General features: G+C 61.4%; 23 protein-coding genes. 1 reads left to right on the forward strand and 22 read right to left on the reverse strand.

The window, feature by feature from the left end:
- Positions 1–83: 83 nt before the first annotated feature.
- The 20 genes from FBAL_RS17725 to FBAL_RS17820 form a co-directional block, all read right to left on the reverse strand.
- Positions 84–3611: a DUF6701 domain-containing protein gene (locus FBAL_RS17725; RefSeq protein WP_013346969.1), complete on the reverse strand. Its 3528-nt coding sequence runs from the start codon at positions 3609–3611 to the stop codon at positions 84–86.
- A complete protein-coding gene (locus FBAL_RS19735; protein ID WP_049779586.1) occupies positions 3604–4035 on the reverse strand; it encodes a hypothetical protein in 432 nt (143 codons plus the stop codon). Before FBAL_RS19735 ends, FBAL_RS17725 begins: the two co-directional genes overlap by 8 nt.
- Positions 4025–4801 (reverse strand): PilW family protein, encoded by a 777-nt coding sequence (locus FBAL_RS19740; protein WP_013346971.1) that lies wholly within the window; start codon positions 4799–4801, stop codon positions 4025–4027. The genes FBAL_RS19735 and FBAL_RS19740 overlap by 11 nt, the downstream gene beginning before the upstream one ends.
- Entirely contained in the window at positions 4801–5322 is a 522-nt protein-coding gene (locus tag FBAL_RS17740; RefSeq protein WP_013346972.1) for a type IV pilus modification PilV family protein, read from the reverse strand. The genes FBAL_RS19740 and FBAL_RS17740 overlap by 1 nt, the downstream gene beginning before the upstream one ends.
- Positions 5312–5749, reverse strand: a complete 438-nt coding sequence (locus FBAL_RS20330) for a type II secretion system protein (RefSeq protein ID WP_013346973.1) — start codon at positions 5747–5749, stop codon at positions 5312–5314. Before FBAL_RS20330 ends, FBAL_RS17740 begins: the two co-directional genes overlap by 11 nt.
- Positions 5749–6225 (reverse strand): prepilin-type N-terminal cleavage/methylation domain-containing protein, encoded by a 477-nt coding sequence (locus FBAL_RS20765; protein ID WP_013346974.1) that lies wholly within the window; start codon positions 6223–6225, stop codon positions 5749–5751. Before FBAL_RS20765 ends, FBAL_RS20330 begins: the two co-directional genes overlap by 1 nt.
- A 245-nt stretch (positions 6226–6470) precedes the next feature.
- A complete protein-coding gene (locus FBAL_RS17755) occupies positions 6471–7052 on the reverse strand; it encodes a type II secretion system protein (RefSeq protein WP_013346975.1) in 582 nt (193 codons plus the stop codon).
- Positions 7053–7120: 68 nt separating this feature from the next.
- Complete coding sequence (locus tag FBAL_RS17760; RefSeq protein WP_013346976.1) at positions 7121–7576, reverse strand: hypothetical protein; 456 nt, start codon at positions 7574–7576, stop codon at positions 7121–7123.
- Positions 7576–8793, reverse strand: a complete 1218-nt coding sequence (locus tag FBAL_RS17765) for a type II secretion system F family protein (protein ID WP_013346977.1) — start codon at positions 8791–8793, stop codon at positions 7576–7578. The genes FBAL_RS17760 and FBAL_RS17765 overlap by 1 nt, the downstream gene beginning before the upstream one ends.
- Position 8794: 1 nt before the next feature.
- Positions 8795–10549 carry a GspE/PulE family protein gene (locus tag FBAL_RS17770; RefSeq protein WP_013346978.1) on the reverse strand — a complete coding sequence of 585 codons (1755 nt, stop codon included), beginning with the start codon at positions 10547–10549 and terminating at the stop codon, positions 8795–8797.
- On the reverse strand, positions 10546–11631 hold the full coding sequence (locus FBAL_RS20490) for a tetratricopeptide repeat protein (RefSeq protein ID WP_013346979.1): 1086 nt from the start codon (positions 11629–11631) through the stop codon (positions 10546–10548). Before FBAL_RS20490 ends, FBAL_RS17770 begins: the two co-directional genes overlap by 4 nt.
- A complete protein-coding gene (locus FBAL_RS17780) occupies positions 11628–12542 on the reverse strand; it encodes an ExeA family protein (RefSeq protein ID WP_013346980.1) in 915 nt (304 codons plus the stop codon). Before FBAL_RS17780 ends, FBAL_RS20490 begins: the two co-directional genes overlap by 4 nt.
- A 3-nt stretch (positions 12543–12545) precedes the next feature.
- Positions 12546–14201 (reverse strand): pilus (MSHA type) biogenesis protein MshL, encoded by a 1656-nt coding sequence (mshL, locus tag FBAL_RS17785; RefSeq protein WP_013346981.1) that lies wholly within the window; start codon positions 14199–14201, stop codon positions 12546–12548.
- Positions 14192–14503, reverse strand: a complete 312-nt coding sequence (locus tag FBAL_RS17790) for a hypothetical protein (protein WP_013346982.1) — start codon at positions 14501–14503, stop codon at positions 14192–14194. The genes mshL and FBAL_RS17790 overlap by 10 nt, the downstream gene beginning before the upstream one ends.
- Positions 14457–15125 carry a type II secretion system protein GspM gene (gene gspM / locus FBAL_RS17795; RefSeq protein WP_013346983.1) on the reverse strand — a complete coding sequence of 223 codons (669 nt, stop codon included), beginning with the start codon at positions 15123–15125 and terminating at the stop codon, positions 14457–14459. Before gspM ends, FBAL_RS17790 begins: the two co-directional genes overlap by 47 nt.
- Positions 15126–15127: 2 nt before the next feature.
- Positions 15128–15727, reverse strand: coding sequence for a PilN domain-containing protein (locus FBAL_RS17800; RefSeq protein ID WP_013346984.1), 600 nt, complete (start codon positions 15725–15727; stop codon positions 15128–15130).
- Entirely contained in the window at positions 15711–16469 is a 759-nt protein-coding gene (locus tag FBAL_RS17805) for a hypothetical protein (protein ID WP_148226779.1), read from the reverse strand. The genes FBAL_RS17800 and FBAL_RS17805 overlap by 17 nt, the downstream gene beginning before the upstream one ends.
- 291 nt (positions 16470–16760) lie before the next feature.
- Positions 16761–18671 carry an EAL domain-containing protein gene (locus FBAL_RS17810; protein ID WP_013346986.1) on the reverse strand — a complete coding sequence of 637 codons (1911 nt, stop codon included), beginning with the start codon at positions 18669–18671 and terminating at the stop codon, positions 16761–16763.
- Positions 18672–18921: 250 nt separating this feature from the next.
- Positions 18922–19617, reverse strand: a complete 696-nt coding sequence (ssb, locus tag FBAL_RS17815) for a single-stranded DNA-binding protein (RefSeq protein WP_013346987.1) — start codon at positions 19615–19617, stop codon at positions 18922–18924.
- Between the two features lie 93 nt (positions 19618–19710).
- Positions 19711–21069 carry an MFS transporter gene (locus tag FBAL_RS17820; protein WP_013346988.1) on the reverse strand — a complete coding sequence of 453 codons (1359 nt, stop codon included), beginning with the start codon at positions 21067–21069 and terminating at the stop codon, positions 19711–19713.
- Positions 21070–21342: 273 nt separating this feature from the next.
- Between FBAL_RS17820 and uvrA the strand changes: the two genes are divergently transcribed.
- Complete coding sequence (gene uvrA / locus FBAL_RS17825) at positions 21343–24165, forward strand: excinuclease ABC subunit UvrA (RefSeq protein ID WP_013346989.1); 2823 nt, start codon at positions 21343–21345, stop codon at positions 24163–24165.
- 193 nt (positions 24166–24358) lie between these two features.
- On the opposite strand, the gene FBAL_RS20340 is transcribed toward uvrA, so the two are convergent.
- Positions 24359–25429 carry a hypothetical protein gene (locus tag FBAL_RS20340; protein WP_013346990.1) on the reverse strand — a complete coding sequence of 357 codons (1071 nt, stop codon included), beginning with the start codon at positions 25427–25429 and terminating at the stop codon, positions 24359–24361.
- 23 nt (positions 25430–25452) lie between these two features.
- Positions 25453–25929: a hypothetical protein gene (locus tag FBAL_RS20345; protein WP_148226780.1), complete on the reverse strand. Its 477-nt coding sequence runs from the start codon at positions 25927–25929 to the stop codon at positions 25453–25455.
- Positions 25930–26292: the final 363 nt, after the last annotated feature.

Raw genomic sequence — 26292 nt, forward strand, 5'->3', positions numbered from 1 at the left:
TGCGGGGCTGATCGAGTCAACCCGTGCAGGCGTGTCTGGGATCATTCTTCCAGCCCGGATCGGGCTGCAGGCCCGCCCCAAAACTAGTCGCTCAGCCTTTCCCGCCGAAAAATAACCTTGTCATGTCCACGATAGCGACCAAATGTCACCCGAGCTTTCGGATTGCATAATCGGTCAGTGCTGCCATCCGCTGCAACGCACTGACGGGCAACGTCATCCTGAGCCGCTGCACGGCCCCAATACCACTGCAGGTAGTGGGGATAGGCCAGCTGATATTCCACTAATGTGTCCAGCACCCGCCCCGCCGGCGCGATGGTAACGCGCCCCCGGCCCGCAGACAGGGTGCCACCACCACTGACGCTCAGGGCACCGTCGGCCGCACTGAGGCTGCTGGCCCGGTAGGGAGTGCAGCTGTCCAGGCCGTTACGGACGAACTGGCTGCCGTCGTAGTACTCCGCCCGCACCGGCAGGGTCAGCGCCTGGCTTTCAGTACCGTACACGTTATCCAGCACCAACCGGCCGTAGCGCGCCTCCAGACCACCGATGTTTTCAATCACCAGCGCATCGCAGCGGCTGCCGTCGCCGTAACAGATGCCGTCCTGATCGGTCAGGGCTGAGGCGTCGATGGTCATGTCCACTTCGGCGTCGAATGGGGCCACCAGAGCCGGGCTGCGACGATAGGCGATCTGGGTCCCCTCCAGCCACAGCTCCCGGTCTTTGCTGGTGTCCCCCACGTTGTCCTCACGCAGGGTGCCCGCCAGCGCCTCATCGATGGCGGGACGGCCGCTGGCATCGGCATAGCTGCGCGGGGTCAGAGCGGTGGACAGACGCCAGAACGCGCTGTTGTAGTTCTGGGTCACCTGACCATTGGCGTTCACCCCCTTGACGGTCAGTCGCGGTGCCGTGGCAAAGCCCAGCGGCTGAGCCAGATACCCCATGCCGTTGCAGCCCGCCAGGCTGGGCACATTGGGCACCACCGCCAGATAAGCGGGGGTAAAGCGGCCTAGGGTGTCCGCCGAATACGCGGCTATGGTGCGGCCCATATAGTCAATCTGGCGCTGGCCCCCGGCGTTGGCCGCCAGCTGCCAGCGATAGTTGCCCACCTCACTGACCTGAGTCGTGGCCAGCGGCACTTTGTTCAGTTGCACCGGCACCGACACCGAACCGCTGGTGCTGGGTTGACCACCGGAAGGCGCCACCAGTTGTGGCTCTATCGGTACGCCGCTGTGGACAAAGTTCTGCACCACCGGGTTGTCACTGAAGTCGGTATCGCCATCACGCTGCCAACACACCGGCGTTACGCTGACATTGAAGTCCGTGCCCGCCGCCACAAAGGCGCTGCAACTGGCGTCGCCGCTGGCACACAGCGCGTTGCTATCAGGGCTGGACAGGTGCAGCCCGGCTGGCGCCACCACAAAGTCACTGCTGCCCGCCAGTTCAATGTCTTCACCGGACTGATCCTGCTGATACCGGGCCGCCAGTGACAACTGCCCCACATCACTGTAGTTGGCCGCCAGGGTGGCTTCGCCATTGCGGTTAAAGGTCAGGGTGCGGCTCTGGCTGGTATTAAACGGCAGGACCTGACCGCCGAGCCGGAACACCGGGTTGCCCACCGGCGCTGCCGGGCTCAGGGCCGACAGAGTGAAGTCCACCGATTGCGGGCCGGTCATGGCCGGCACGCACTGGCGCGGGTCGCTGTCGCTGGCCCGTACCGCTTTCACCACCAGGGTTTCATCCCGACACCCCAGCGGCGCGCCCGGCTCCAGCAGCAGCGCGCTGCGCTGGTAGTTGATGATGCACTGGTTGCTGCCCACTTCGGTGCCCCCCACCAGGCAGCTGGCCGGTCCGGCCACGCCACCGGTCAGGGATACGTTGACGGCGCCCGGTTGCCCCTGCCACAGCACCGCCGTGGCCTGGCCGGTAACCGTCAGGCTGTTGCCCCCCTCCCAGCCCGTAGCGGGACTCAGGATAACGTTCACCGGCTGGGTGGCCAGTGCGTTGCAGTCGGCGTCGTTGCACACCTTGATGGTGACCGGCTCGCCCTGACAGGTGACGGCATCGCCATCATGTTCAATGCGGTAGTACAGCTGACTCTGTGCGGCGGCCTCGATGGCCAGATAGCCGACGCTTTCGGCGTAGTGGGAGCGCTCCAGATCCAGCGCCTGGTCTTCATCGTTCACCACGCTGAACTGAGTGCTGGTCAACTGACAGCGGCGGGCCCAGCCACCGTCACCCCCATTGCGGGTGTTGCGGTTGCTCCAGAACAGCGGCGGCCGGGCAAAGGGCGCCGGGAAGTCGTTGAGGTGGTTGCACTGGGTTTGCAGGTCGCGGGTGCGCGAGCCACGGTCGTGGGTCAGCCCGGTTCCTGCCGCCACCTGGCGGGTCACGCCGTCCGGCAGGGTGATCTGTCCACCGCCCCAGGCCGCCAGATAGCCAATGGTTTGCTTGCGAGTCAGCTGGGCACTGGTCTCGCTGTGCTCAATGGTGAGCTGGGCCGAACCGGAAGACACACTGCGGGCAGTGACGGTTTGAAACAGGCCCGGCTCCAGACTTTGCATCTGGGTCAGCAGCGCCGGCGTACCACGCTCGCCCGCGGTGAAATTCACGGTCTCCCAGCCACTGCTGATGCCCAGGCTGCTGTCTCCGGCCCGCTTGCCCTGGTAGCGCCCGCTGCTGATACGGCCCACCTCCAGCACCAGTTGGTCATTGCCAGGGCCGCTGTAGCGATGGATCCCTTCTGAGGCCAGCAAATAATCCACGCTGCCCAGCGCACCGGGCACAATGGCGCCACTGCGCCGGGGCGGATCCATCTGGGCGATATTCACACCAACATACTGGCCATTGCTGTCCTGCACATAATCCACCACCCGGACCGTCGTGGCCCCCTGGTTATTGGTATTGGTCGGACTGATGGCCGGGGTCAGAAACAGCACCGGCGGAGTAACCCGCGCCTCGAAACTGACGCTGCCATTGCCGTTGCTGTCCAGCTGAGCGGTACCAAAGGCCAGCAGCGGTGGCGCATTCTCACAGATGCCCGACAGGTCGCCCTTATCCAGAGCGTCCAGGTCGACCATCACGTTACTGTTGCCCTCAGCCTTGTAGTCATCCCCGGCGGCAATCAGCCCCTCGAACTGGACCTGGCCGGTCAGGCTGACGTCGTCATCGGCGTAGAGGATCCCCTTGATTTTGGCCTGAGTGAACACCGCATCACCGTAAACGATGATCACCAGATCTTCCGGTGCACCATTCCAGTTCAGGCTGCCGTGATCAATCTCCAACGAGTTGACGAACAGCCGGGTGCTGACCCCATCCGGCGAGTCCGGGATGGTCAGCTGCGCTTCGCTGTTACCGGAGCCAACGATACTGAGGGTGTCGAAGTAGTAGTCCCGGGTCGGGCTGAGCCGATAGGGCGAGTTACACAGCCCCTGGCCGTTGCACTTGGATTCCACATACAGGGAACCATCCGCCTCCGTATTGGGCGGCAGCACAATGTTGTCCTCATGGTCCCCCGACGGCGGTTTGGTGAAGATCAGATCGCACTGCGCCAATGCCATGGCCAGCGGGGTCCACAGTGTCAGCAACAGGGCCAGTAATGGGCGCCAACTAGTCATACGCCAAAGCCTCTACAGTGCGACTGACTCGCAGGGTATCCGCCCCGCACTCGGCGCTGGCGCTCAATTCAAAACCATGCTGCGCCTCGTCACTAGCAAAAGCCGCACGGTAGTCGCAGGTCACGGTGACCCGGCAACGGTCGAAGGCCGCGCTGTCGGCCAGGCCGTTTCCGGGGCTCAGAGTGGTGTTGGCCGCCGCACACGCGGCGCTGGCCGCAGTGGTGCTCCGGTTAAGAGTTTGCGCCAGCGCCCAGTCGATGCCGCTTTGCGCCGCCGCCCAGCTGCGGGTGCCGGTCACTTCCAGGCCAACGTTGTCGCTCTCCTGAGCCAGGCTGCGCAACAGCGCGGTGCCCAGCAGCAGCATCACGGTCAGGACGAACACCGCCATCACCAGCGCCGAACCGCCCTGATGTTTAAGGCACATTTTCAAGCTGCACCTCCTGAACAAAGCGTTGGTTCTGGTCACCGGCGTTCACCCACCACTGCAACCGCACCAGGTTGTTGCGGCTGAGGCTGGGGGGCACTTCGATAAAGGGACAATCGGGATCGTTGAGGTCGGACCGATCGCAGCCGGTAGTGGCGTTAGTGATCCCCTCGCCCATCAGCACACCATTGCGGCGCAGATCGCCGTTGCCATCCAGCCGCCACTGCACCTCATCGCCCACCAGGTAGTAGCGCTGGGCGGCGGAGAAGGGGCCCGTGGTGAGCGCCGAATCCAGGGTCAATCGCACCCGTTCGCAATCGCTGCCCTGACAGGTCTGGCTGGTGATCTCACGCAGCACCGGCTGGTAGTTGTCCATCAGTGCCAGAGTCTGCCCTTCACAGGGGGCACAACTGCTGGCGGTACAGCAGGCAGGCGCATAGGCCAGGATGGCGTTTCCGGCACCGGGAACCGGCGCGGCCAAGTAGCGTTCCGCGGTCAGGATGGGACGGAAGGTCAGGCTGTTTTGCGTCACCACCACCGAACCGGGCAGTGCATCCCGCACTTCGCGGCTGAGGCGCTGGGCAGCGTAGCGCACATTGCCCAGCTCCTGTTGCCAGGCTTGGCTGTCGACGTAGATCCGGGTGCCAAAGGTGAGAAAGCCGGTCACGCCCAGGGCCAGGATCCCCATCACCAGCATGGTGACCACCAGTTCAATCAGGGTCAGGCCGGTCTGGCGCGGGGCGGCGCAACGTCGGGCGGCGGGCATCAGTAGTTCCCCCGAACCTGGGCAAACTCCAGCCGCTCACCGGCCGGGGAGTTGACGCTCACCTCCACCAGCTTGGCGCCACCGGGCCAGTTTGCCCCCAGCGCGGTGTCCGCCTGGCAGCGCACGGCGATCGACACGGTAAAGCCGTTGTAGAGGTCGCCACCGAGCAGGGCATCGGCCCGGCCGCTGAAGCCATCGAAGCGATCCAGCAGCTCCCAGCTGCCGGGGTCATTGGGGTTGGCAGCGGCCGCCGCGCACACCGCGGCATTGTCGGCGCAGCAGGTCAGGGTGGCGACCGGGCCTCCCCCTACCGGCGTCTGGGTGTCGAGGCGACGACCCGCCAGCTCCGCCAGCACCGCCTGGCCCAGCTGCGCCGCTTTGGCGCGCTGCAGGCCCATGGCGGAACGCTCCGCCAGCGGGAATAGCAGGGTGGCCATCAACACCAGGGCGATGGCCAGCACCACCATGCCGACCACCATCTCGATCAGGGTGAATCCGGCGGTGGGACGCTTACAGGCCATGAACATAGCCCTCGGATTCGATCCGCACGGTTTGCGGACTCTCTCCCACCACGGCGATATCACAGCCGCCGGCGCAGGCACCGGAGGGCCGGCCCAGGCCATCCATGGTGACGTTAAAGGTGGTGCTGCCGGCCAGGGAGAGGGAGGCCCGTTGCAGGGCATAAGGATCCTCACCGGCACAGGGGCCAGTGAGGGAAAATTGGGTCGGGGTCACCGACAAGGTGCAGCTCTGTCCCGCCAACGCCCCCTGTTGCAGACGCCGAAGCTCCGCCACCAGGGCATCCCGGGCGGCAAAGGTGGCAAACTGCGAGGGCCCCAAAAGGCGGGACAGGGCAAACACGCTGAGAATGGTCACCAACACGATGATGGTGACCAGTTCAACCAGAGTGAAGCCCGCCCTGTTGCGCGGGCTGCACGGGTGGCTCATCAGCACTTAGTTTTGATGAGCTCGTAGGTCGGAGTGTCGCCAGCGGCAGCCGGGGCGGTGTACTGAACCGCACACTCGTTGTTGCTGGTGTTGTGGTCGTAGATCAGGAACTCACCAGTGCCCTGGCCAGCCTCGACCTGCCAGGTGGTGTTGGCTTCGGAAGAGATGGTGGCGTCTTCCAGAATGGCCACGATACCGGCGGTGTCTTTGACGTAACCGTTGTAGGTGTTGGTTTCGTCAGTGCCGTCACCGTTCAGATCGATGGTGGCATCGCCCACTTCTTTGCCCTGGATAGCGGCCTTGGAGTAGACCAGAGCGTTACCGCCCTTCAGCGCGCCTTCCACACCGCTCAGGGTGGCCACACGGGCGTCCTTCTGCAGGTTGATGAATTTCGGTGCGGCGGTCACGGCCAGGATGCCGAGGATGATGATCACCACCACCAGTTCGATCAGGGTAAAACCTTGTTGACGTTTCATAGTTGCTCCCAAAGAGACTCTGTTAAGGATCTGATTATCATTTTTCGCCCTCCGGCTTAATGCCGGGTGGCGGGGTTTCCATTACCGACGGCAGCGTGCGCTGGCACGGTCTGCCGTTGTCCTTGTCTGCCACCCTGCGTCACTGGTGAGTGAACACAGGGAGACAGCACTCAGCGGTACGCCCTGGGGGTCGGGGCGAACCGCCGGATTCGTTACTGCGTGATACGACGTCGTAACGCGCTCCCTCAGTTATTGAAGGAGACCACCTGACCGGAAGCCGGGTTGTAGGTAAAGCCTTTACCCACGGTCACGGCGTCGTCACCGGGCACACCGGTGCTGTCGTTCAGGTCCAGCGTTCTGGCCAGGTGGTAGACACACAGGTCAACGTTATCGACGGTGTTGCCATTGGGGTCCACCACGCTGCCACCCTGGCCGCCATCAACGGACACCGCGTAGCGGGCCTGGCGGGCGTCTTCATTGGACAGCACGTTGGCCGGCGGGCTTTGCAGGATGTCGTTAAACACGGTCTGGCAGGCTGCCGCGGTCATGCCCTCCGGGGCGTTGCCACCGCTGGGGTAACCAAACTGGTTGACGTCCACACTGAGGCCATCCACCACAACACTGCCACTGGGACGACCTTCCACTTCCCACTGGGCACGCACAATGCCCACCGCGGAAGCGACGCCACCGGCGACCCCTTCGCTGGAGGCTTTCTCCGCCTCATCCGTCACATTGAGGTAGCGTGGCAGCGCAACCGCCGCCAGGATCCCGAGGATCACCACCACAATCACCATTTCAACAAAGGTAAAACCCCGTTGTTTGTTCATCTGCCCCTCCTTAGATAAGGCCCATGCCAGTCGTCGTTGTCGTATCCGCCTTTCCAAGACGGGGTCTTTCAGTCGTTGCCGGTCAGAATGACGCTGCCGGTGCGACCAAAATAGGTCATGACCGTGCGATCGCCGAGGCGATAGCGACAGCCATCGGGGGCGGAGTCCGGCCGCTCAATGCCGGTTACCAGCCCTTCTGCGGGCTGACCCATCAGGGCCTGCCACAGGTATTCACAATCCGGTGTCGGCTGCGGCCAGCCGGTCACCGGGTCGATGGTCAGCACCACCTGTCGGCCATCGGGACTCTTCCAGTCCATCCGGTCCGCGTGGGGTGACTGCAACCACTGGCCACGCACCCAGTTGAGGGATTGCAGCCAACGGCTCTGGACCACGTTGCCCGGCACTTCAGGCCCGCGTTCCAACAAGCTCAATGCGGCGGCCATCACCAGCGCCACCACCAACAGCACCAGGCCCAGATGCCAGGCCCGAAACAGCTCGCCGCTGGCCCGTTCCTGTCGGTTCATCAGCGGCCCTGCACGGCGTTGAACATGTCCCACATCGGCAGATACACGCCCAAAGCCAGCACCAGCACCATACCGGCCACCAGCACCAGCAACACCGGTTCAATCTTGGCGGTCAGCCCCTTCAGTTCGTAATCCACTTCGCGCTCATAGAACGCCGCCACATCGTCCAGCAGTTCGTCGATGCGGCCGGTCTCCTCGCCCACCGCCATCATCTGCAGCACCAGCGGGGTAAAGAGTTCCGCCCCCACTGCTGTGCGACTGATGGTGTCACCGGCCTCAATGCCGCGACGCATGCCGATGATCCGGTCATGCATAAAGCGGTTGTCCACCGCGTCCGCCACCAGCGACAGGGATTGGTTCACCGGCACACCGCCGCGCAGCATCATCGACAGACTGCGGGCAAAGCGGCCCAGGCTGGCGCGGCTGACAATGGAGCCCACAATCGGCAGGCGCAGCTTCCAGCTGTCCCAGCGCAGTCGCCCGGCGTCGGAACTCAGCCAGACCCGCAACCCGATGATGCTGGCCAGCAGGCCGAGCAGAATCGCCGGCCACCAGGTCACGAAAAAGTCCGAGGTGGCGATCAGGATGCGGGTCGGCAGCGGCAACTCGGCACCGAACTTGGCAAACATCTGGGCGAACTTGGGGATCACCAGGATGTTCAGCACCGCCACCGCGATGGCAATAAAGCCCAGCACCAGCAGCGGATAACGCATCGCGGACTGGATCCGGCGACGGGTGTCCTGCTCCTGCTCAAGGTGGTCGGACAGTCGCTCAAACGCCTGGTCCAATCGGCCGGTGTTTTCCCCCACGTGCACCATCGCCACGTACAGGGCATTGAACACCCGCGGGTGCTGGTTCAGCGCCGCCGACAGGGGGCGCCCCGCCGTCAGCTGCTCAACAATGTCTTTCAGGGCCGCCGCCATCAGGGGGTGGCGCTGGGATTCCACCAGCCCGGCCAGAGCCTGCAGCAGCGGAATGCCGGAACGGGTCAGTGACAGCATCTGGCGGGTAAACATCAGCAGCTCTGCCAGCGGCACCGGGCGCTGGAACAACCCGCGCCAATCGAAATCACTTTGCGGTTTTACCCCCTCCAGACTGAGGGGGATGATGGCGCGCCGCATCAACTGGTCGGCGGCGGCGCTCTCATTGGCCGCCTCCAGCACGCCGTTCACCAGCGCGCCGGTTTCATCCCGGCCACGATAGCGGTAGTGAGCCATCTCAGCGCACCTCGCCGTCGGTTACGCGTTGCGCCAGCGCACCGCCCAGATCACTGGCGTCTTCCACCAGTCGCATCGCCTCCTCCAGGGTGGTGATGCCCTGGCGGGCGTAATCCAGCGCCGCCAGCGCCAGCGGCCGGAACTGGCCACTCTGGCGCACCGCCTGAGCAAAGGCGTCCGGGTTGGCCCGGCGCAGTGCCTCCACCATCGGTTCGTCCAGCTCCAGCATCTCGTAGACCCCGATGCGGCCGCGGTAGCCGCTCTGATTGCAGTGCTGACAGCCACGGCCACGCTTGAAGCTTTCGCTCAGCAACGCCTCGCCACCGACATGGCTCAACCAGGCCTTCTCCCCCGGGCTCAGCTCGTGAGGCTGGGCACAGTGGGGGCAAACGCGACGCACCAGGCGCTGGGCAATGATGGCCCGCAGCGCACTGGCGACCAGATAGGGCGCCGCGCCCATGTCGATCAGGCGCAGGGTGGAGCTGATGGCGTCGTTGGTGTGCAGGGTCGACAGCACCAGGTGACCGGTCAGGGCGCCACGCAGGCCAATCTCAACGGTTTCCTGGTCACGCATCTCCCCCACCATGATGATGTCCGGGTCCTGACGCAGCGTGGTACGCAGCACCGAGGAGAAGTCGAGGCCGATTTTGTGGTTCACCTGAACCTGGCTGATCCGCGGCAGGCGGTATTCCACCGGGTCTTCCACCGTGATGATCTTGCTTTCCGCCTGGTTCAGCTCGTTGAGCATGGCGTAGAGGCTGGTGGTTTTACCTGAACCGGTGGGGCCGGTCACCAGGATCATCCCGTGGGGACGCTTAATCTGGTTGCGCACCCGGCTGATCAGATCAGCCGGCATGCCGGTCTCTTCCAGTCGCAGCAAACCGGCGGACTGGTCAAGCAGACGCATCACCACCGACTCACCAAACTGCACCGGCATGGTGGAGAGGCGCACGTCGATCTCGTGGTTCTTCACCGACATATGGAAGCGGCCATCCTGGGGCAGGCGCTTCTCGGAGATGTCGAGGCCCGCCATCAGCTTAATGCGCAGCACCAGCGCATTGGCCACCCGGTATTCGGACAGGGTGGTTTCCATCAGCTGGCCATCCACCCGGTACCGGATGCGCAGCAGCTTCTCGTCCGGTTCGATGTGGATGTCCGAGGCCCGCACCTGCACCGCATCCTCGAAGATGGATTGCAGCAGGCGCACCACGGTGGTGTCGTTATCGGCGTCCTCGGCCACCAGCGCATCCAGGCTGAAGTCGCTCTGGGCGCTGTACTCCTCATGCAACTCACCGGCGATGGAGGCGATCTTGTCGGTGTGGCGATACAGGTTGTCGAAGGCGTCCAGCAGCTGCCCTTCGGTGGCCACCGCCAGATTGACGTGACGGGGCGCCAGCAGGGTTTCCAGGGTATCGATGGCGGCCAGGTCCGCCGGGTCACTCATCGCTACCGTCAGTTCGTTGTCGTCACCGGCCACCACCAGCGCGCGGTAGCGGCGGGCGTGCACCTCCGGCAGCAGCTGCACCAGCTCCGGTTTTATGCGGTGCGCGCTCAGGTCGAGAAACTCGATGTTCATCTGCTGGGCCAGAAAGCTCAGCAGCTGCTCTTCGCTGATCAGGTGCAGGTCGATCAGGGTACGGCCCAGTTTGCGGCCGCTCTGCTTCTGCGCCGCCAGCGCTTCCATCAGCTGGGCTTCGGAGATGATCCCTTCACTGACCAGCAGATCGCCCAAGCGTTGTTTCAATTTGGCTTTCATCGGTTCTCCAGCACGGTCAGACGATCACGAACAAATTCACGGGCCTGTTGACTCAGATCGGTACTGGCCAAGGCTTTGCGGTAGGCGGTTTCCGCCCCGTTCAGGTCACGCCCGGCGTCCCGGGCGTAGCCCAGACCAAACCACCAGGTGCCCCGCATCGGCTCTGCATTGAGCAGCGCCAGGTAATCTTCACTGGCCAGCTCCAGCCAGCCCAGTTGTTGCGCCACCACCGCACGGCGGGCGCGCCAGTCCGGCTCCGGCACCAGCCGTTGTGACCAGCTCAGCCACTGTTCGGCCAGGGTATTGTCACCGGCCGCCAGCGCCAGTTCCGCTGCCAGTACCGGGTACGCCGCCTGTTGCGGATAGTCCCGCGCGGCACTGAGCAGAAGGTCATCCCCTTCGCCACGCTGCGACAGGCGCTCAATCAGTGCCAGCCGCGCCGGATGCAGGTGCGGGTCCAGCGCCAACGCCTGCTCCAGCATGGGCTCCGGGTTGTCGGCTTGCTGCGCCTGCTGCCACAGCTGCCGGGCCTGCTCCGCCGGACTCAGCAGCGATTGCTGAATCGCCAGCTGCGGCTCGGCCGGTTCCGGCTTCGCTTCCGACTTAGCTTCCGGTTTTGGCTCTGGCTCAGGCTTGGCTTCCGGCTTGTGCTCGGGCGCTGGCATCAGCTGAGCCACCGGCTCGGCCATCGGCTCGGTCGGGGGTGCCGGCTGAGGCGGGGTAACCGGCTCAACCGCAACCGTCGGCGCCGCAGGGGAAGCCTCGGAGCTGGCGTCATCGGCCAACACCGTTTCGGTCACTTCGGCCACGCTCTCCACCGCCGCCTGATGCACCTCAGCCACCGGTTCAACGGCCACGTCATGGGCCTCAACCACCGGCTCCACCGGCGCATTGGCCAGCAGCCGGGCAACGGTGGGCCACCAGGCCCAGGCCACCGCAATCAGCAGCACCACCAGCAACAACGCCACCCGCGGCAGCGGACGACGACCGGACTGGCTGGCCGGCACATTCACCGCCTTGGGCAGGGCACCTCGGCCGCCGCGCAGCTCCAGCGCTTTCAGGGTGTCGTTGATCACGCTCATGCCAGCGCCTCCGGCCACAGCCGCAGCGCCAGTCCTGTGCCCAGCAGCACCACCGCCAGCACCACCAGCGCCCACAGGCGGTAGCGCTGCCATTGGCTCTGCCAGGGCTGGGCCGCCTCGGTGTCCGCCACGGCGGCACTCAAAATGGTGTTGTCGATGCGGAACTCACCCCGGCCAAAGCTGAGCATCAGCACCTTATGGCCCAGTACGTTCAGCAGGCGCGGCACGCCACCACTGGCGCGCCACAGCCCCTCCACCTGGCCCGGGCTGAACAGGTTGTCGCCCTGATACCCGGCCATCTTCAGGCGGTGCGACAGATACGCCCCACACTCCTCCCGGGTCAGCCCGCGCAGGGCGTAGGAGAAGGTGATGCGCTGGCGCAACTGGCGCAGCTGCGGCTGAGCCAGCCGCACATCCAGCTCCGGCTGACCAAACATCACCATCTGCAGCAGCTTGAAGCGCTCGGTCTCCAGGTTGGTGAACAGTCGCAGGGCTTCCAGCGTCTCGTCCGGCAGCGCCTGCGCTTCATCCAGCAGCAGCACCACTTGCTGCCCGGCCATCGCCAGTTCCAGCAGACGTTCGCTGATGGCGCTGGTCAGTTGCTGCTGATCACCGCCGCTGGCGATGCCCAACTCCTGCGCCACCGCCCGACGCATCTCGTCAGGACTGAGGTAGGGGTTGGGCAGGTAGGCCACCCGGTAACGTTCACCCAGCTCGCGCAGCAGTTTGCGACACAGCAGGGTTTTGCCCATGCCCACTTCCCCGGTGACCTTGATAAAGCCCTCACCGGCGGCCAGCGCGGTGTGCAACACCTGCAATGCCTCCTGGTGCGGCGCCAACTCGCAATAAAACTGCGTGTTGGGGGTCAGGGTGAAGGGCAGCTCACGCAGCCCGAAGTGGTACAGGTACATGGATCAGTTCTGGCTCGGATACCAATCGTCGAGGGTTTGCTGTGAACGCTGCAGCTGCTTCTGCCAGGTGCCAGGCTCGACGATGGTCGGGCGCAGCAGGATCACCAGCTCGGTTTTCACGTTGCGTTGGCTGCGGTTGGTGAACAGTTCACCCAGGAAGGGGATCTGGCCCAACAGCGGCACCTTGGATTCCACCTGCTCCTGCAGGGTCTTCATCAGGCCGCCAATCACCACCACGTCGCCGCTGTGGGCGCGGATCATGGTGTCGGACTCACGGATCTGGCTTTGCGCCAAAGGCAGCTCCAGGGTGGTGTCCAGCGCGGTGATGGTTTTGGTCTGCTCGGTGATGTCGGTGACGGACGGATGCACGTGCAGCAGCACCTCACCGGATTGGCCAATCTGCGGCGTCACATCCAGCGCGATGCCGGAGAAGAACGGGGTCAGCTCCACATCCGGCGTGGTGATGGGGGTGTCCGAGGCCACGGTGGTGGCGCTGATGTCGGTCACGAAGTACTCGTCGGTCCCCACTTTGATCACCGCTTTCTGGTTGTTGATGGCAGTCACCCGCGGGCTGGACAAGGTGTCCACATCGCCCTGGGTATCCAGCAGGGTCACCACGGCACTGAAGTCAGTGCCGGTGAAACTGATGCCGGTGATGCCGCCAATAACGTCGGTGACCGCATTGCTGAACTGGCCTTCACTGGTGCCAAAGCTGATGTCGGTGCTGCCGATGCTGCCGGTCACTTCGCTCCAGTTGATGCCCTGCTGGTAACCGTCGCTCAGCACCACTTCAAGGATGCGCGCTTCCAGTACCACCTGACGCTCCAGGTTCTGCTGGGCCTGGCCCAGGAAGCTTTCCACTTCACGCAGCTCATGGGGGTAGGCTTTCACCGACACCAGACCCGCCTGGGGCAGGGTCAGCACCTGGCGGCCATCGCCACTGCCAATCATCTTCTCCAGGGTTTGCTCCAGCTGGCTCCAGAAATCCGTTTCGGTGCGGGTTTCGATAAAGGTGCCGTTGGTGGAGTTACTCTGGCGATTGCTGTTGTTGCTGCCACGGTTGTTGTTACTGCCGCGGTTACTGAAATTACTGTTGCTGTCGTTGCTGCTGTTGTTGTTCTCGTCGGTCAGGCGACCGGCGTTGACCGAAGTCAGGCTCAGGCCATTACGCTGCATCAGCAGGTAGTTCACCGGGAAGGTCTGGCTGCGCATCCCCGCCGGATAGATCTGCAGTACCCGGCCCTGACGACGGATGTCGTAGCCGTACAGGTCCTGCACCGTGTCCAGCACTTCGTCCAGGGTGACCCGGCGCAGGTTCAGCGAAATGGTGCCACTCACCGCCGGGTGAATCGCCACGCTGTAAGGGCTGTCATCCACCAGGCTGGCAAAGAACAGCTTGGCGTCGACGCCACGGGCGGCCACGTCGATGCGCGGCGCCTGGGGCTGACTCGGCACCCGGGCACTGCCCCCCTCGAGCTCCTGCTGCAGCAATGGCGACAACGCCGGCGGCGGGGCCACGGGCTTGGTCGCTTCCACCGCTTCGTTGAGGGCGGATTTGCTGTCGACCGGGTCCGGCCGCTGTTCGGGTAAGTTTTGGCAACCCGCGATTGCGCTGGCACACAACGCCAGTGCGATTGTCCTGTGCATGGTCAGTCCCATCGGGTCTCCTGAGTCCTTTCGCTGAATTTGGGGAACAGGCTGAGGAACTGGCCATTGCTCAGCTCCACGCCGTCACGCCGGATCTGCGTGATCCGGCTGGCGCCAAATTGGTCGCCCTCTCGATAAATCTGTCCACCGATCACGGCCTGGCGCTTGTTGCCCTCCACCAGGATGCTTTGCAGCTCGCCGGACGGACGTGACTGAGCCGCCGGGCCGCTCAGCCAGGTCGGCGGTTGGGTGGGATCCTGCGCCGCGTCAGCGGGGAAGATCAGCAGCAACAGTGCCGGTATGAATGCCCACACGGATCGGCTCCTCCTCGGTGCCCAGGGTGTCCAGTTGCAGCTGCAGCCGGGCCTTGGGATAACGCGTCACCTGGTAATCCAGGAAACGCCAGTAAAAACGTTGTTCCAGCTGCTCCATCCGCTCCAGTGCGTCCTTGAGCTTGAAGTAGCTGCCCTCCAGCACCAGCTTGACGCCATGACGGTAGAGGCCGCCCTCGTCCACCAGTGCCACCGGCGGCTGGATACTCATCTCAATCAGGGTGACCCCTTCCGTCCGTGCCAGCAGCTGCGCCAGTACGGCAGACATCTGCTCCGGGAGGATCAGGTCAACCAGCTCGTCGTTCAGCGCCTCCTGATGGCGAGCCAGTTCCCGCTTCAGGGAGGCCAGCTCGGTTTCCAGTTCGGCGTTGGGGTCCTGCTTCAGCTGCTGGCGCAGCAGCTCGGTTTCCCGGGCTATGGTTTGGGTTTGGCTCTGCAGGCTTTGAAGCTGGCTGGTGTTGGCGGCATTGCGGGCCATCAACGGCTCCAACCACAGCGCCCACAGCAGCATGGCCAGCCCCACTAAAGTGGTGGCGGCAATCAGGGCTCGTTCGCGTTGGGACAGCGCCGCAAAGCGCTCAGCCCACTGGGAATATGGCGTCATGGTTATTGCCCCTCCGGCTCAGCCAGGCCGTGACCGGCGGTAAAGTGCACCGGCTTGCCCGCTTCGCCCTGGATGCTGAGCTGGCTGACCGCGCGGCCCTGCAACGAGGGTTGCTGACCCAGCTTATCGAGCCAGGCCGGCACCGCGGCAGCACGACGGGCCTGACCGCTGAGCAGCACCTGGTTCTGGGCCAGCTGGAAGCGCTGCAACCACACCTGGTTGTCGGCGCTGGTGGCCAGATCGGCCATCAGGTTGGAGAAGCCCGGCTGGGTCAACAGGGCATCCCGGTCCAGCACCTGGGCCAGTCGGCTGAAGCTGTCCAGCCGCTTGCGGGCCATCTCCACTTCCGCCACCAGTTCAGCGCGGGGCTGACGGGCCTGCAGTTGGGCAGTGACCCGACTCAGTTCGGCGCTCTGCGCGTTCTGCTCGGCACGGGCGGCGCTCAGCTGGGCATTCAGCTCGCTGGCGTGGTACTGCAACACGGCGCCGGTCAAGACCAGCAGCACCAGCAACGACGCGCTGGCGATCAGCAGCCGCGACAGCGTCAGCCGGGCACGTTCCGGCAGCAGCGACGCGGCGTAGAGGTTAACTCGACGTTTCATCAATGCGCTCCAGGGCAGCTCCGTGGGCCAGCCAGTGATCGACCGGATGCTCTTGGGTGGTCAGGGCCCGGATCGGCACCTCCAGCTGCGGCGTCAGCAACCGCTGAATCACCGTCTGTTGCGGCAACGGCAACAGCAGGCTGATGCCCGCAATGGCGGGCTGGTGCAACTGTCGGTCGAGGTAGTCGATGGAGCGTTGCAGCTCCAGATACAGGGCATCCACCAGCCCCTGTTCCAGCTCGGCATTACTGAGCTGGTCAAGCTGGTTAAAACCGCGGATCTGGCGGTACATCAGCAGCTGGCCTTCAGCACCGATCAGCAGCTTGAGCGGCTGGCCGGGGCGGTGCCACAGCAGCATCTGCGGTCGGGCATGCACCGGCAGCAGGTTGACCAAGGCCAGCTCCTCGATGGTGATGGCCCCGGGTTGGAAGCCCGCATCATCCTGAGCGGCAGCCAGGCGTGCCAGCTTGGTCTTGTCGGCCACCACCACCTGCAGCTTGTCGCTGCCGGAGGGCTGTACCGCCAGTTGGAAGTAATCGAGATGGATACGGTCGATGGGCAGGTTGACCAGGTCTTTCACCGCAAACGGCAACGCCGCGGCCAGTTCACTGTCATCGACTTTGGGGCGATCCACCGCGTGGATCTGATAGAGCGGGTCAGTCAGCACCCATTGCAGGCGTGCCGGAGCATGTTGCTTAGCCAAAGCGGCCCAGGATGACCGTTGCCAACCGTCGAGTTGCACCAGTTCACCATGACTGCTTAGCAGCGAAACGCCGCCATCATGCACGACTCCGCCAAGCAGCGGAGCGGAGGCAGACCTCCCTGTAAACCATTTGAGCACTGAGGCCCCCTATCTGATGTCGAAGCCAAGTCATCCGGTCCTGGCTGACTACCCCAAAAAATAATGCTGAAACTTTTTATCTTTTATAACAGGCGCTTACCATTCTCCTCAAGCGGATAGGCGTCTGGCAAGCGGATATTATGCCGTCAAGACTTTGACGGCGCCATTATTGCGACATAAATCCCTTCAGCCTCAGGTCTCTTCAGTACCTTGATGGGGCCTGGCCTCACCAAAATAGTTACCCTGACCACCGTTCACACCTAATCCCTTCAGAGCGATCCACTCCGATTCCTCTTCCACGCCTTCCGCCAGCACCTGCACTTTGGAGAGGTTGGCAGCCTGGATCAGGCTGGTGATGAACAACTGGTTTTCCGGCCGCAGCGGCAGCTGCCGAACCAGGCTGGGGTGCAGTTTGATCCAGTCAATGCCGAAGCGGTCGATGTAGTCGGTGCGTTCAACGGTGTGGCCCACCCCATCCACGGACAGCTGAACGCCGATCCGCTTGAGCTCCTGCAGCACCGGAGCCAGGGCGTTGGCGTGTTGCACCAGCTCCCGCTCATTGAGTTCCAGGATCAGCTGGCCACGACGGCCCTGGTAGTTGGCCAGCAGCATCGAGACCGACTTGCCAAAGCGCGGGTGCATCAGGGACTCGGCGGCGATGTTGACGCTGAACGGTACCGGACTGTCGCTGTTGCGCATCTGCTGCAGGCCCAGCTCCATCAGCACCCGCTCAATCCGCGGCGTCAGCCCGCAGCGGCGGGCCATGGGTCGATACAGCGCTGCGCGCACCAACTGCCCCTGAGCGTCGCGCATGCGGCTGAACATCTCGTAGCACAGCAGTTCACCGTCCCGCCCTTTCACCGGCTGGAAAAAAGTCGCCAGCGCCCGACGGGATAACGCGTTTTCAATCAGGCTGCGCCACCGCACTGTGCCCTGCGCCAGCTCTCGGTCCACTGCGCCCTTGTCGTACATAAACCAGTTGCTGTGGCCCTGAAGCTGCGCCGCCCGCAGCGCCATTTCAGCCTCTTCCATCACCTGGTCCGGACGGTCACCCTGGTTGTAATACGCCAGCCCCAGGTGCACCAGCTGTTCATCGTCTGCGCCTTTGGGCAGGTCGAGACGGGTGGTAATGCGTTGCAGGCGGGCCGCCAGGGCTTCCGCCTCTTTGAGTGGCAGCATCGGTATCAGCAGCGCCAGCTCCAACCAGTGGCGGCGGGCAAACACACCATCGCTGTGCTCCGCCAGCAGCGGCTCACAAAGATCGACAAACTGGCGCAATATCGGCAAACGGGAGTTGACTGGCAACCCATCCAGACCGGAGAACTGGATCAGGCAGACCATCCCCTGCCCCTCCATCATGTCACCGTGGGTCTGGGCCTGCAGTCGGCTATCAAAGAACATGGCGTTGCCCAAGCCCAGCTCGCTGTCGAGGAAGGTGTTGGCGCGGATGCGGCGATCCAGCTCCAGCTTGGCTTCGCGCTCTCGCTTCCACATGCGGTGTAGCTTGATCATGGCGCGCCCGACCGACAGGGGGCGCTCGCCTTTCAGGGGCAGGCCCGCGGCGTCCACCTCACCACGATTAATTCGACGGGCCCGGAAGGCCAGAACCTCTACCCCCGCCATCTCCTTGTTCAGCCACAGCGTCCCCGCCACCACCACCACCAGGGAGGCGATGATACCGAGGGCGATCAGCACCCACTCTTCGAAGCCAAAGCCGGGCAGCAGCTTGGGGCGATACAGGGTGATCTGCATAATGTTGTTGCTGCGCAGAGTGCGCTGGTAGGTCACCACGGGGCGCTTTTCGACGCCGTTCTTCGGTTGCCACTGATAGATGGGTTCACCGCCCCGCAGCAGCACAAAGTCGTGGGCCCGGTAGCTTTTCAGCATATCCGGCAGCCACACCACCATCTGCTCCAGCGGCACGCCGCGCTCATATTGAATGTCCACCACCCGGGCCAGGGCACTGACAGCAAGGTCCTGACTCCGGTTGGCGTGAGAGAAACTGGCGGTCCAGGCACTGAGCAGGAGCGCCAGCGTGACCATGGTAAGAGAGGCGATCCAGAAACTGATCAGCCGTTGGGTCTGCTCGTGTCGTTTTTTCATCCGTGACTCTGTATCTCAACGGCATCGTTCGGTGATGCCGACTCCGTGCATGACGGTGCGGGGCCTTATCCAAACGCCGGACTATTGGCGTGCAGAACTGAGCTAACCGGTATCATCGCACCTTATCGCGCCAGACTGAACTGCCCAGGCGCGTCCAATACGTGAGTGAGCCCATCAAATGTCCGGGGGGCACAAAAAAGCCCCGGATAACCGGGGCTTTTTCATAGGATGTTGGATACGCGAAATCCGCTTAGAACGGGATATCGTCGTCCCAGCCTTCATCCAGATCCGGAGTGAAGTTCTGGTTGCCGCCCTGGCTTTGAGCCGGTGCAGACTGCTGAGCCGGACGGGACTGACCGCCACTCTGCTGGCCGCCGCTGAAGTTGCCGCCACTCTGCTGGCCACCGCTGAAGTTGCCACCGCTCTGCTGGCCACCGCTGAAGTTGCCGCCGCTCTGCTGGCCGCCGCTGAAGTTGCCGCCGCTCTGCTGGCCGCCACCGAAGTTGCCGCCGCTCTGCTGACCGCCACCGAAGTTGCCGCCGCTCTGCTGGCCGCCACCGAAGTTACCGCCGCCCTGCTGGCCGCCACCGAAGTTGCCGCCACCCTGGCCACCGCGGGAATCCAGCATCTGCATCTGGTCTGCCACGATCTCGGTGGTGTAGCGGTCCTGACCGTTCTGGTCTTGCCACTTACGGGTTTGCAGTTTGCCTTCGATGTAAACCTTGGCGCCCTTCTTCAGGTACTCACCGGCGATTTCGCCCAGACGGCGGAACAACACCACCCGGTGCCACTCGGTACGCTCCTGGCGTTGACCCTGCTGGTCTTTCCAGCTTTCAGAGGTCGCTACGGTGATGTTCGCCACCGCGTTACCATTGGGCATATAACGCACTTCGGGATCTTGCCCGAGATTACCTACCAAAATGACTTTGTTGATGCCACCGGCCATCGTTCTCTCCAACGCTTAATTTGATCCGCACAGCCTACCACAGGGGCGTGCCTTTCTTCACCTGTCGTCGCTACCGAGTAGCGCGAAAAAAGCTTAACTTTGCAACAGTGCCCGAGCCTGCTGAATGTCGAACAGATCGTCCACTTTCAGGTAGGCGGCCTGTTGTTCCGGGATAACAATGACTTCTTTGATTCCCGGCAGTGCCATCAGCGCGGTCGCCAGCTCACCGGCGTGGGCACGGTCGCGCACCGGGGCTTCCAGCGTCAGGCTCTTGGCCATCTCCGGCTCCGGCATCGACCACATGTAGGCCAGCCACAACACGATAAGCGCCGCACAGAAAGCGAACACGCCCTGCGCGCCAAACACCTGGTAGAAGCCACCGCCCATGCCGCCGCCCAGGAAGGCGCCAGAGAACTGCGCGGTGGAGTAGATGCCCATGGCGGAGCCTTTATCACCGGCCGGGCTGAGGCGGGAGATCAGGCTCGGCAGCGCCGCTTCCAGGTAGTTCAGGCCGATAAAGAACAGCACAGTGCCCACCGCCAGCGCCCATACGGAGTGGACGCCAAAACCCAGCACCAGCATGGCCAGCAGCTGCAGTGTCATGGCAAACAGGAAGGGCTTACGGCTGGTCTTCTTTTTCACGCCGTAGAGGATGATGGGCACCATCAACGCCAGCGCCAGCACCATCGCAGGCAGGTACAGGGTCCAGTGGTCGGCCTTATCCATGCCTGCATCCACCAACGCCAGCGGCAGCGCCACAAACAGTGCGGTGATCAGCAGGTGCAGCACCATGATGGAGATGTCCAGGCGGCGCAGTTGCGGGTCTTTAATCAGGCTCAGCAGGCGCTTGGGCACCGCCACCAGATCCCCCGCAGGGGCTTTCTGTACCGAGTTGGGCACCATCAGGTGCACCACCACCAGCGCGGCAATCGCCAGCACCGCGGTGAGGGCAAACAGGCCATGCAGGCCGGTGCTGCGGGCCAGCACCGGGCCCGCCACCAGCGCCACCGCGAACGACAGACCGATGAAAGACCCAATTACCGCCATCACCTTGGGCCGCTGCTCATCCCGGGTCAGGTCGGAGGCCAGCGCCAGTACCGCAGAGGCGACGGCTCCCATCCCCTGCAGGGCACGACCCAGCGCGACCATGTAGATGGAGTCGGCCACCGCCGCCACCACCGAACCGATGGCAAACAGGATAAGGCCGATGGTGATAACGGTTTTGCGACCAAAGCGGTCTGACGCCATACCGGCGGGAATTTGGAGGATGGCCTGGGTTAAGCCGTAAGCGCCGATGGCAATACCGACCCACATCGGGGAGAAGCCTTCCAGCCCCTGCCCATAGGTGGCCAGCACCGGCATGATCAGAAACAGGCCGAACATCCGCAGGCCGTAGACGCTGGCCAAAGAGAAGGCGGCGCGTTTTTCGATGGCGTTGAGGCCCTGACTCACTGGGCGGTTCCTCATTTGGTGTTGCGGGAAATGGGCGACAGTGTACCAGAGGTTAATCCTCTGTTGAGGCCGATGCCCGAGTAAAAGGTCGAAACAGGCTAGCGCCCGAACTCAGCTGTGACAATCGGCCAGCCATCATGGTGCCGGGCGAGGGTCTAAACTGGGAGCCAGATACCACTTTTCCTCCTGGCCACCGTTCCGGCCAAACACCTGTTTTTTTATCCAGTCTGGAGTAAGATGGTTGTTTCGACTTTCTGCTAAGCGCCGAGCCTGATGGACAAAATAGACGTACGGGGTGCCCGCACCCACAACCTGAAGAACATCAATCTCACCATCCCCCGGGATAAGCTTATCGTGATCACCGGTCTGTCCGGTTCAGGTAAGTCCTCACTGGCGTTCGACACCCTCTATGCCGAGGGCCAGCGACGCTATGTGGAGTCGCTGTCGGCCTATGCCCGCCAGTTCCTGTCGCTGATGGAGAAGCCCGATGTGGACCACATCGAGGGCCTGTCTCCGGCCATCTCCATCGAGCAGAAATCGACGTCGCACAACCCCCGTTCCACCGTCGGCACCATCACCGAGATCTACGACTACCTGCGTCTGCTGTACGCCCGTATCGGTGAGCCGCGCTGCCCGGAACATCAGGTGCCGCTGACCGCCCAAACCGTCTCCCAGATGGTGGATAAGGTGCTGACGCTGGAGGAGGGCTCCAAGCAAATGCTGCTGGCCCCGGTAATCCAGGGCCGTAAAGGCGAGCACGCCAAGCTGCTGGAGTCTCTTGCGGCTCAGGGCTTTATCCGCGCCCGCATCGACGGCGAGGTGTGTGACCTCTCCGATCCGCCGGCGCTGGACCTGCACGTCAAGCACACCATTGAAGTGGTGGTTGACCGCTTCAAGGTGCGGGACGATCTCAAGCAGCGCCTGGCCGAGTCCTTTGAAACCGCGCTGGAGCTGTCCGGCGGCATCGCCACCGTGGCGCCGATGGAGGGCGACGGCGAGCCGCTGATCTTCTCCGCCAACTTCGCCTGTCCCCACTGTGGCTACTCCATGAGCGAGCTGGAGCCGCGCATCTTCTCCTTCAACAACCCCGCCGGCGCCTGTCCCACCTGTGACGGCCTCGGGGTTCAGCAGTTTTTCGATGAGGAGCGGGTGGTCACTAACCCGGACCTGTCACTGGCCGGTGGCTGCATCCGTGGCTGGGACCGTCGCAACTTCTACTACTACCAGATGCTGCGCTCCCTGGCCGAGCACTACGAGTTCGACATCGAAACGCCGTGGAACGACCTGCCCAAGAAGGTGAAGAAGCTGGTGCTGGAGGGCTCCGGCCGGGAAAGCATCAACTTTAAGTACGTCAATGACCGCGGCGATACCGTGGTGCGTCGTCATCCGTTTGAGGGGATCCTCAACAACCTGCAGCGCCGCTACAAAGAGACCGAATCCAACTCGGTGCGGGAGGAGCTGGCCAAGTACATCTCCACCACCCACTGCCGCAGTTGCGGCGGTTCGCGCCTGCGGGAAGAGGCCCGTCACGTCTATGTGGCGGACACCCCCCTGCCGACCCTGACCAACTGGTCCATCGGCGAAGCGCTGGAGTGGTTTGCCGGGCTGGAGTTCGAGGGCCAGAAAGCCAAGATCGCCGAGAAGGTGCTGAAGGAGATCCACGACCGCCTTGGCTTCCTCGTCAACGTCGGCCTGAACTACCTGACCCTGTCCCGCTCCGCCGAAACCCTGTCCGGGGGCGAGGCCCAGCGGATCCGGCTGGCCAGCCAGATTGGCGCCGGCCTGGTGGGCGTGATGTACGTGTTGGATGAGCCCTCCATCGGCCTGCACCAGCGCGACAACGAACGGCTGCTGGCCACCCTGACCCACCTGCGTGACCTCGGTAATACCGTATTGGTGGTGGAGCACGACGAAGACGCCATCCGCGCCGCTGACCACATCATCGATATCGGCCCCGGCGCCGGTGTCCACGGTGGCCAGGTGGTGGCCGACGGCACCCTGGATGACATCCTCAGTAGTGAGGATTCACTGACCGGACACTACCTGTCAGGCAAGAAACAGATTGCCGTACCCGCTAAGCGCACCCCGTACGATCCCAAGCAGGAGATCAAACTGTTCGGGGCCAGCGGCAACAACCTCAAAGAGGTCGACCTGACCATTCCAGTGGGCCTGATGACCTGCATCACCGGGGTGTCCGGGTCCGGCAAATCCACCCTGATCAACGACACCTTCTACAAGATCGCCCACCGCGAACTGAACGGTGCCACCGTGGACGAACCGGCCCCCTACAAAGAGGTGGTGGGGATGGACCTGTGTGACAAGGTGGTGGACATCGACCAAAGCCCGATTGGCCGCACCCCGCGTTCCAACCCGGCCACCTACACCGGCATCTTCACCCCGATCCGTGAGCTGTTCTCCGGCACCCAGGAGTCCCGTGCCCGGGGCTACAAGCCGGGCCGCTTCTCCTTTAACGTCAAGGGCGGCCGCTGCGAGGCCTGTCAGGGCGACGGGGTGATTAAGGTGGAGATGCACTTCCTGCCGGACGTGTACGTACCCTGCGACCAGTGCAAAGGCAAACGCTACAACCGCGAGACTCTGGAAGTGCACTACAAGGGCAAGAGCATCCACGAAGTGCTGGAGATGACCGTCGAGGAAGCCCGCGGCTTCTTCGATGCGGTACCGGCCATCGCCCGCAAGCTGCAAACCCTGATGGACGTAGGCCTCTCCTACATTCGCCTGGGCCAGAGCGCCACCACCCTCTCCGGCGGTGAAGCGCAGCGGGTGAAACTGGCCAAGGAGCTGTCCAAGCGCGACACCGGCAAAACCCTCTATATCCTCGATGAGCCCACCACCGGCCTGCACTTCCAGGATATCCAGATGCTGCTGGACGTGCTGCACCGCCTGCGTGACCACGGCAACACCGTGGTGGTGATTGAGCACAACCTGGATGTGATCAAAACCGCCGACTGGATTGTCGACCTGGGCCCGGAGGGCGGTTCCGGCGGCGGCACCATCCTGGTCACTGGCACCCCGGAACAGGTGGCGGAGTGCGCGGAGTCCCACACCGCCCGGTTCCTGAAGCCGATGTTGAAGTAACGCTTCACAGGAAAAACAAAACGGCACCAATGGGTGCCGTTCTTAAACATATGTATGCGCTTGAAAACAACCGTTCATCAAGAGTTGCTTTTCCTGATAATCAACCCACAAGTTTGATAGTTAAAAACTGAACAAAATTAAGCATAAACGCCTTAACAATCAGGATTCAGGAGCTAACATAGATATCATACCACTACGGTATCATCCCACCATCAGGGGGACTAATAATGTCCACAGGAGTGCATCTCATACATGATGAAATGTAAAACGATCCATCTTCTACAAGGCTACTATCCCCGCCATCTGAAACAGACAAACTCCAAGCTAATCGTCGACGCTCACTCCCATATTCAAAATATTTATAAACAGAAGCCTCATTATATCTGACTCCGTCAATAACCCATTCGTTCCCAATTATCATATTTCCATCTGGATCGTATGACTTTTCAGATGAAAATTTATACAAAACTCCACCATTGGAAGAATAGACTCGTTTCACTTCTGGCCTCGCTATTGGTCTACTATTTCGAACAACTTTTACAATTGCTGAGTCACAGCTATCTAATCCTCTGCCGTGAGACTTTATATATGGCAAGGGAGTTGTGCCCCGAAAGTAACCGCTACCAAAATCTCCAGATATACGTACACCTATACCTATTGAAGAGTACTTTGTAATAACTACGCTGGAAAGAATGTACTCCCCCAAGTGATCATATGTATATTTAACTGTATTTACATTTTCTTCTTTAGGATAAGAACGACCACCATCACCAAATGACCAATAGTATCTAGATGGCGAAATCCACCTGCTAATACTTGATCTCCGATCTGCACTGAATGTATGAGGAACGCCTTGTTGAACTATATACTCCTTCCTATAAATTTCTTCTCCTCTAAATCTCTTCCAGTATTCGCGATTCGAAGTATCACCATCAATTTTTAGCCTCCTGAATCTAGACGAGTTAAGACATGAATTTGCCAACCCATTATCAAAAACATACTCATCCATATTTGGAACGAATACAGAAATATTCTCAAATGGGTCACCAAAAACCACATTATCCTCATCCTCATCGTACTTTACTGAAGTTTTATGTTGTTCATCTATACACCAAGGAGTAGTCATGCCAATCATTGTTAGCGTAAAATCTATTATCTGTCTTGATATACTTCTACTACCAAATTCCGGAGGGTCAGAACAATCTATGGTAGAAAACGATGGCGCACTAAAAAAAAGCATAAATAAAAATATTAAAATCTTCATAAACTTTCTCCAAATCATATCCCCTAGAAGCGCAACCCTAATGACAGGAATGGATAGGAATCTTGACTGGTAATCGTATAGCTAGGGCCCACTTCAATCGAATAGTTTTCCGAAGAAACTATAGAAAGCTGGTAGGATACACTTATCCCATATATCTTTTCGCTTTCCCATTTGGCTAAAAATTGATTGTATGTACTAGTAACATCGGATACCCCTGAATAAATATTGATTGAACTAACCCCACCGATCGGGAACTCAATACCAATACCTGAAGCCATATTTAATTCATCCCCATCAGAAACTATTGCACCTAGAGAAATGAAAATATCAAAATACTCATTGCCATATGGAAAAAACACCTTACTTCCAATTCCACCATACTCGACGCCAAAGCCTATCTCGAAATATCTATAGTGTCTTTCATTTGCAGATGCTAAAAAAGAAGAGAAAAAAAAGATAAGAAAAAATAATGTTTTCAAACCAAAAAAACGAGTAGACATAGTTGTAACTCAAATGAGATTAAAGGGCGAAACCAAATGGTAGAACTGCTCTTAAAATTTGCATAAACCAGTTCAAAATAAAAATACAAATGGGCGAATCGAGGAAATTTTCACATCAAATAATGCGCCGCAAAATATATAAATCACCAATAAATTCTTGATCATAAAGAATTCCACTTACATTTTATTATTTGCCGGGCGCCACAACAGCAAAAGGCATACCAAGTGAGTAGATAGAAACAGCGATAAAATTGCCATGACATGACGTGATAGATTCGCGTCATCGAATAGCTTTACCCAAATCTACCAACTTGCTGATTTAAATATCGAAAAGTGTGGAAAACAAAAACTGATGCATGAAAC

The organism is Ferrimonas balearica DSM 9799, assembly GCF_000148645.1.
GTDB classification, from domain to species: Bacteria; Pseudomonadota; Gammaproteobacteria; order Enterobacterales; family Shewanellaceae; genus Ferrimonas; species Ferrimonas balearica.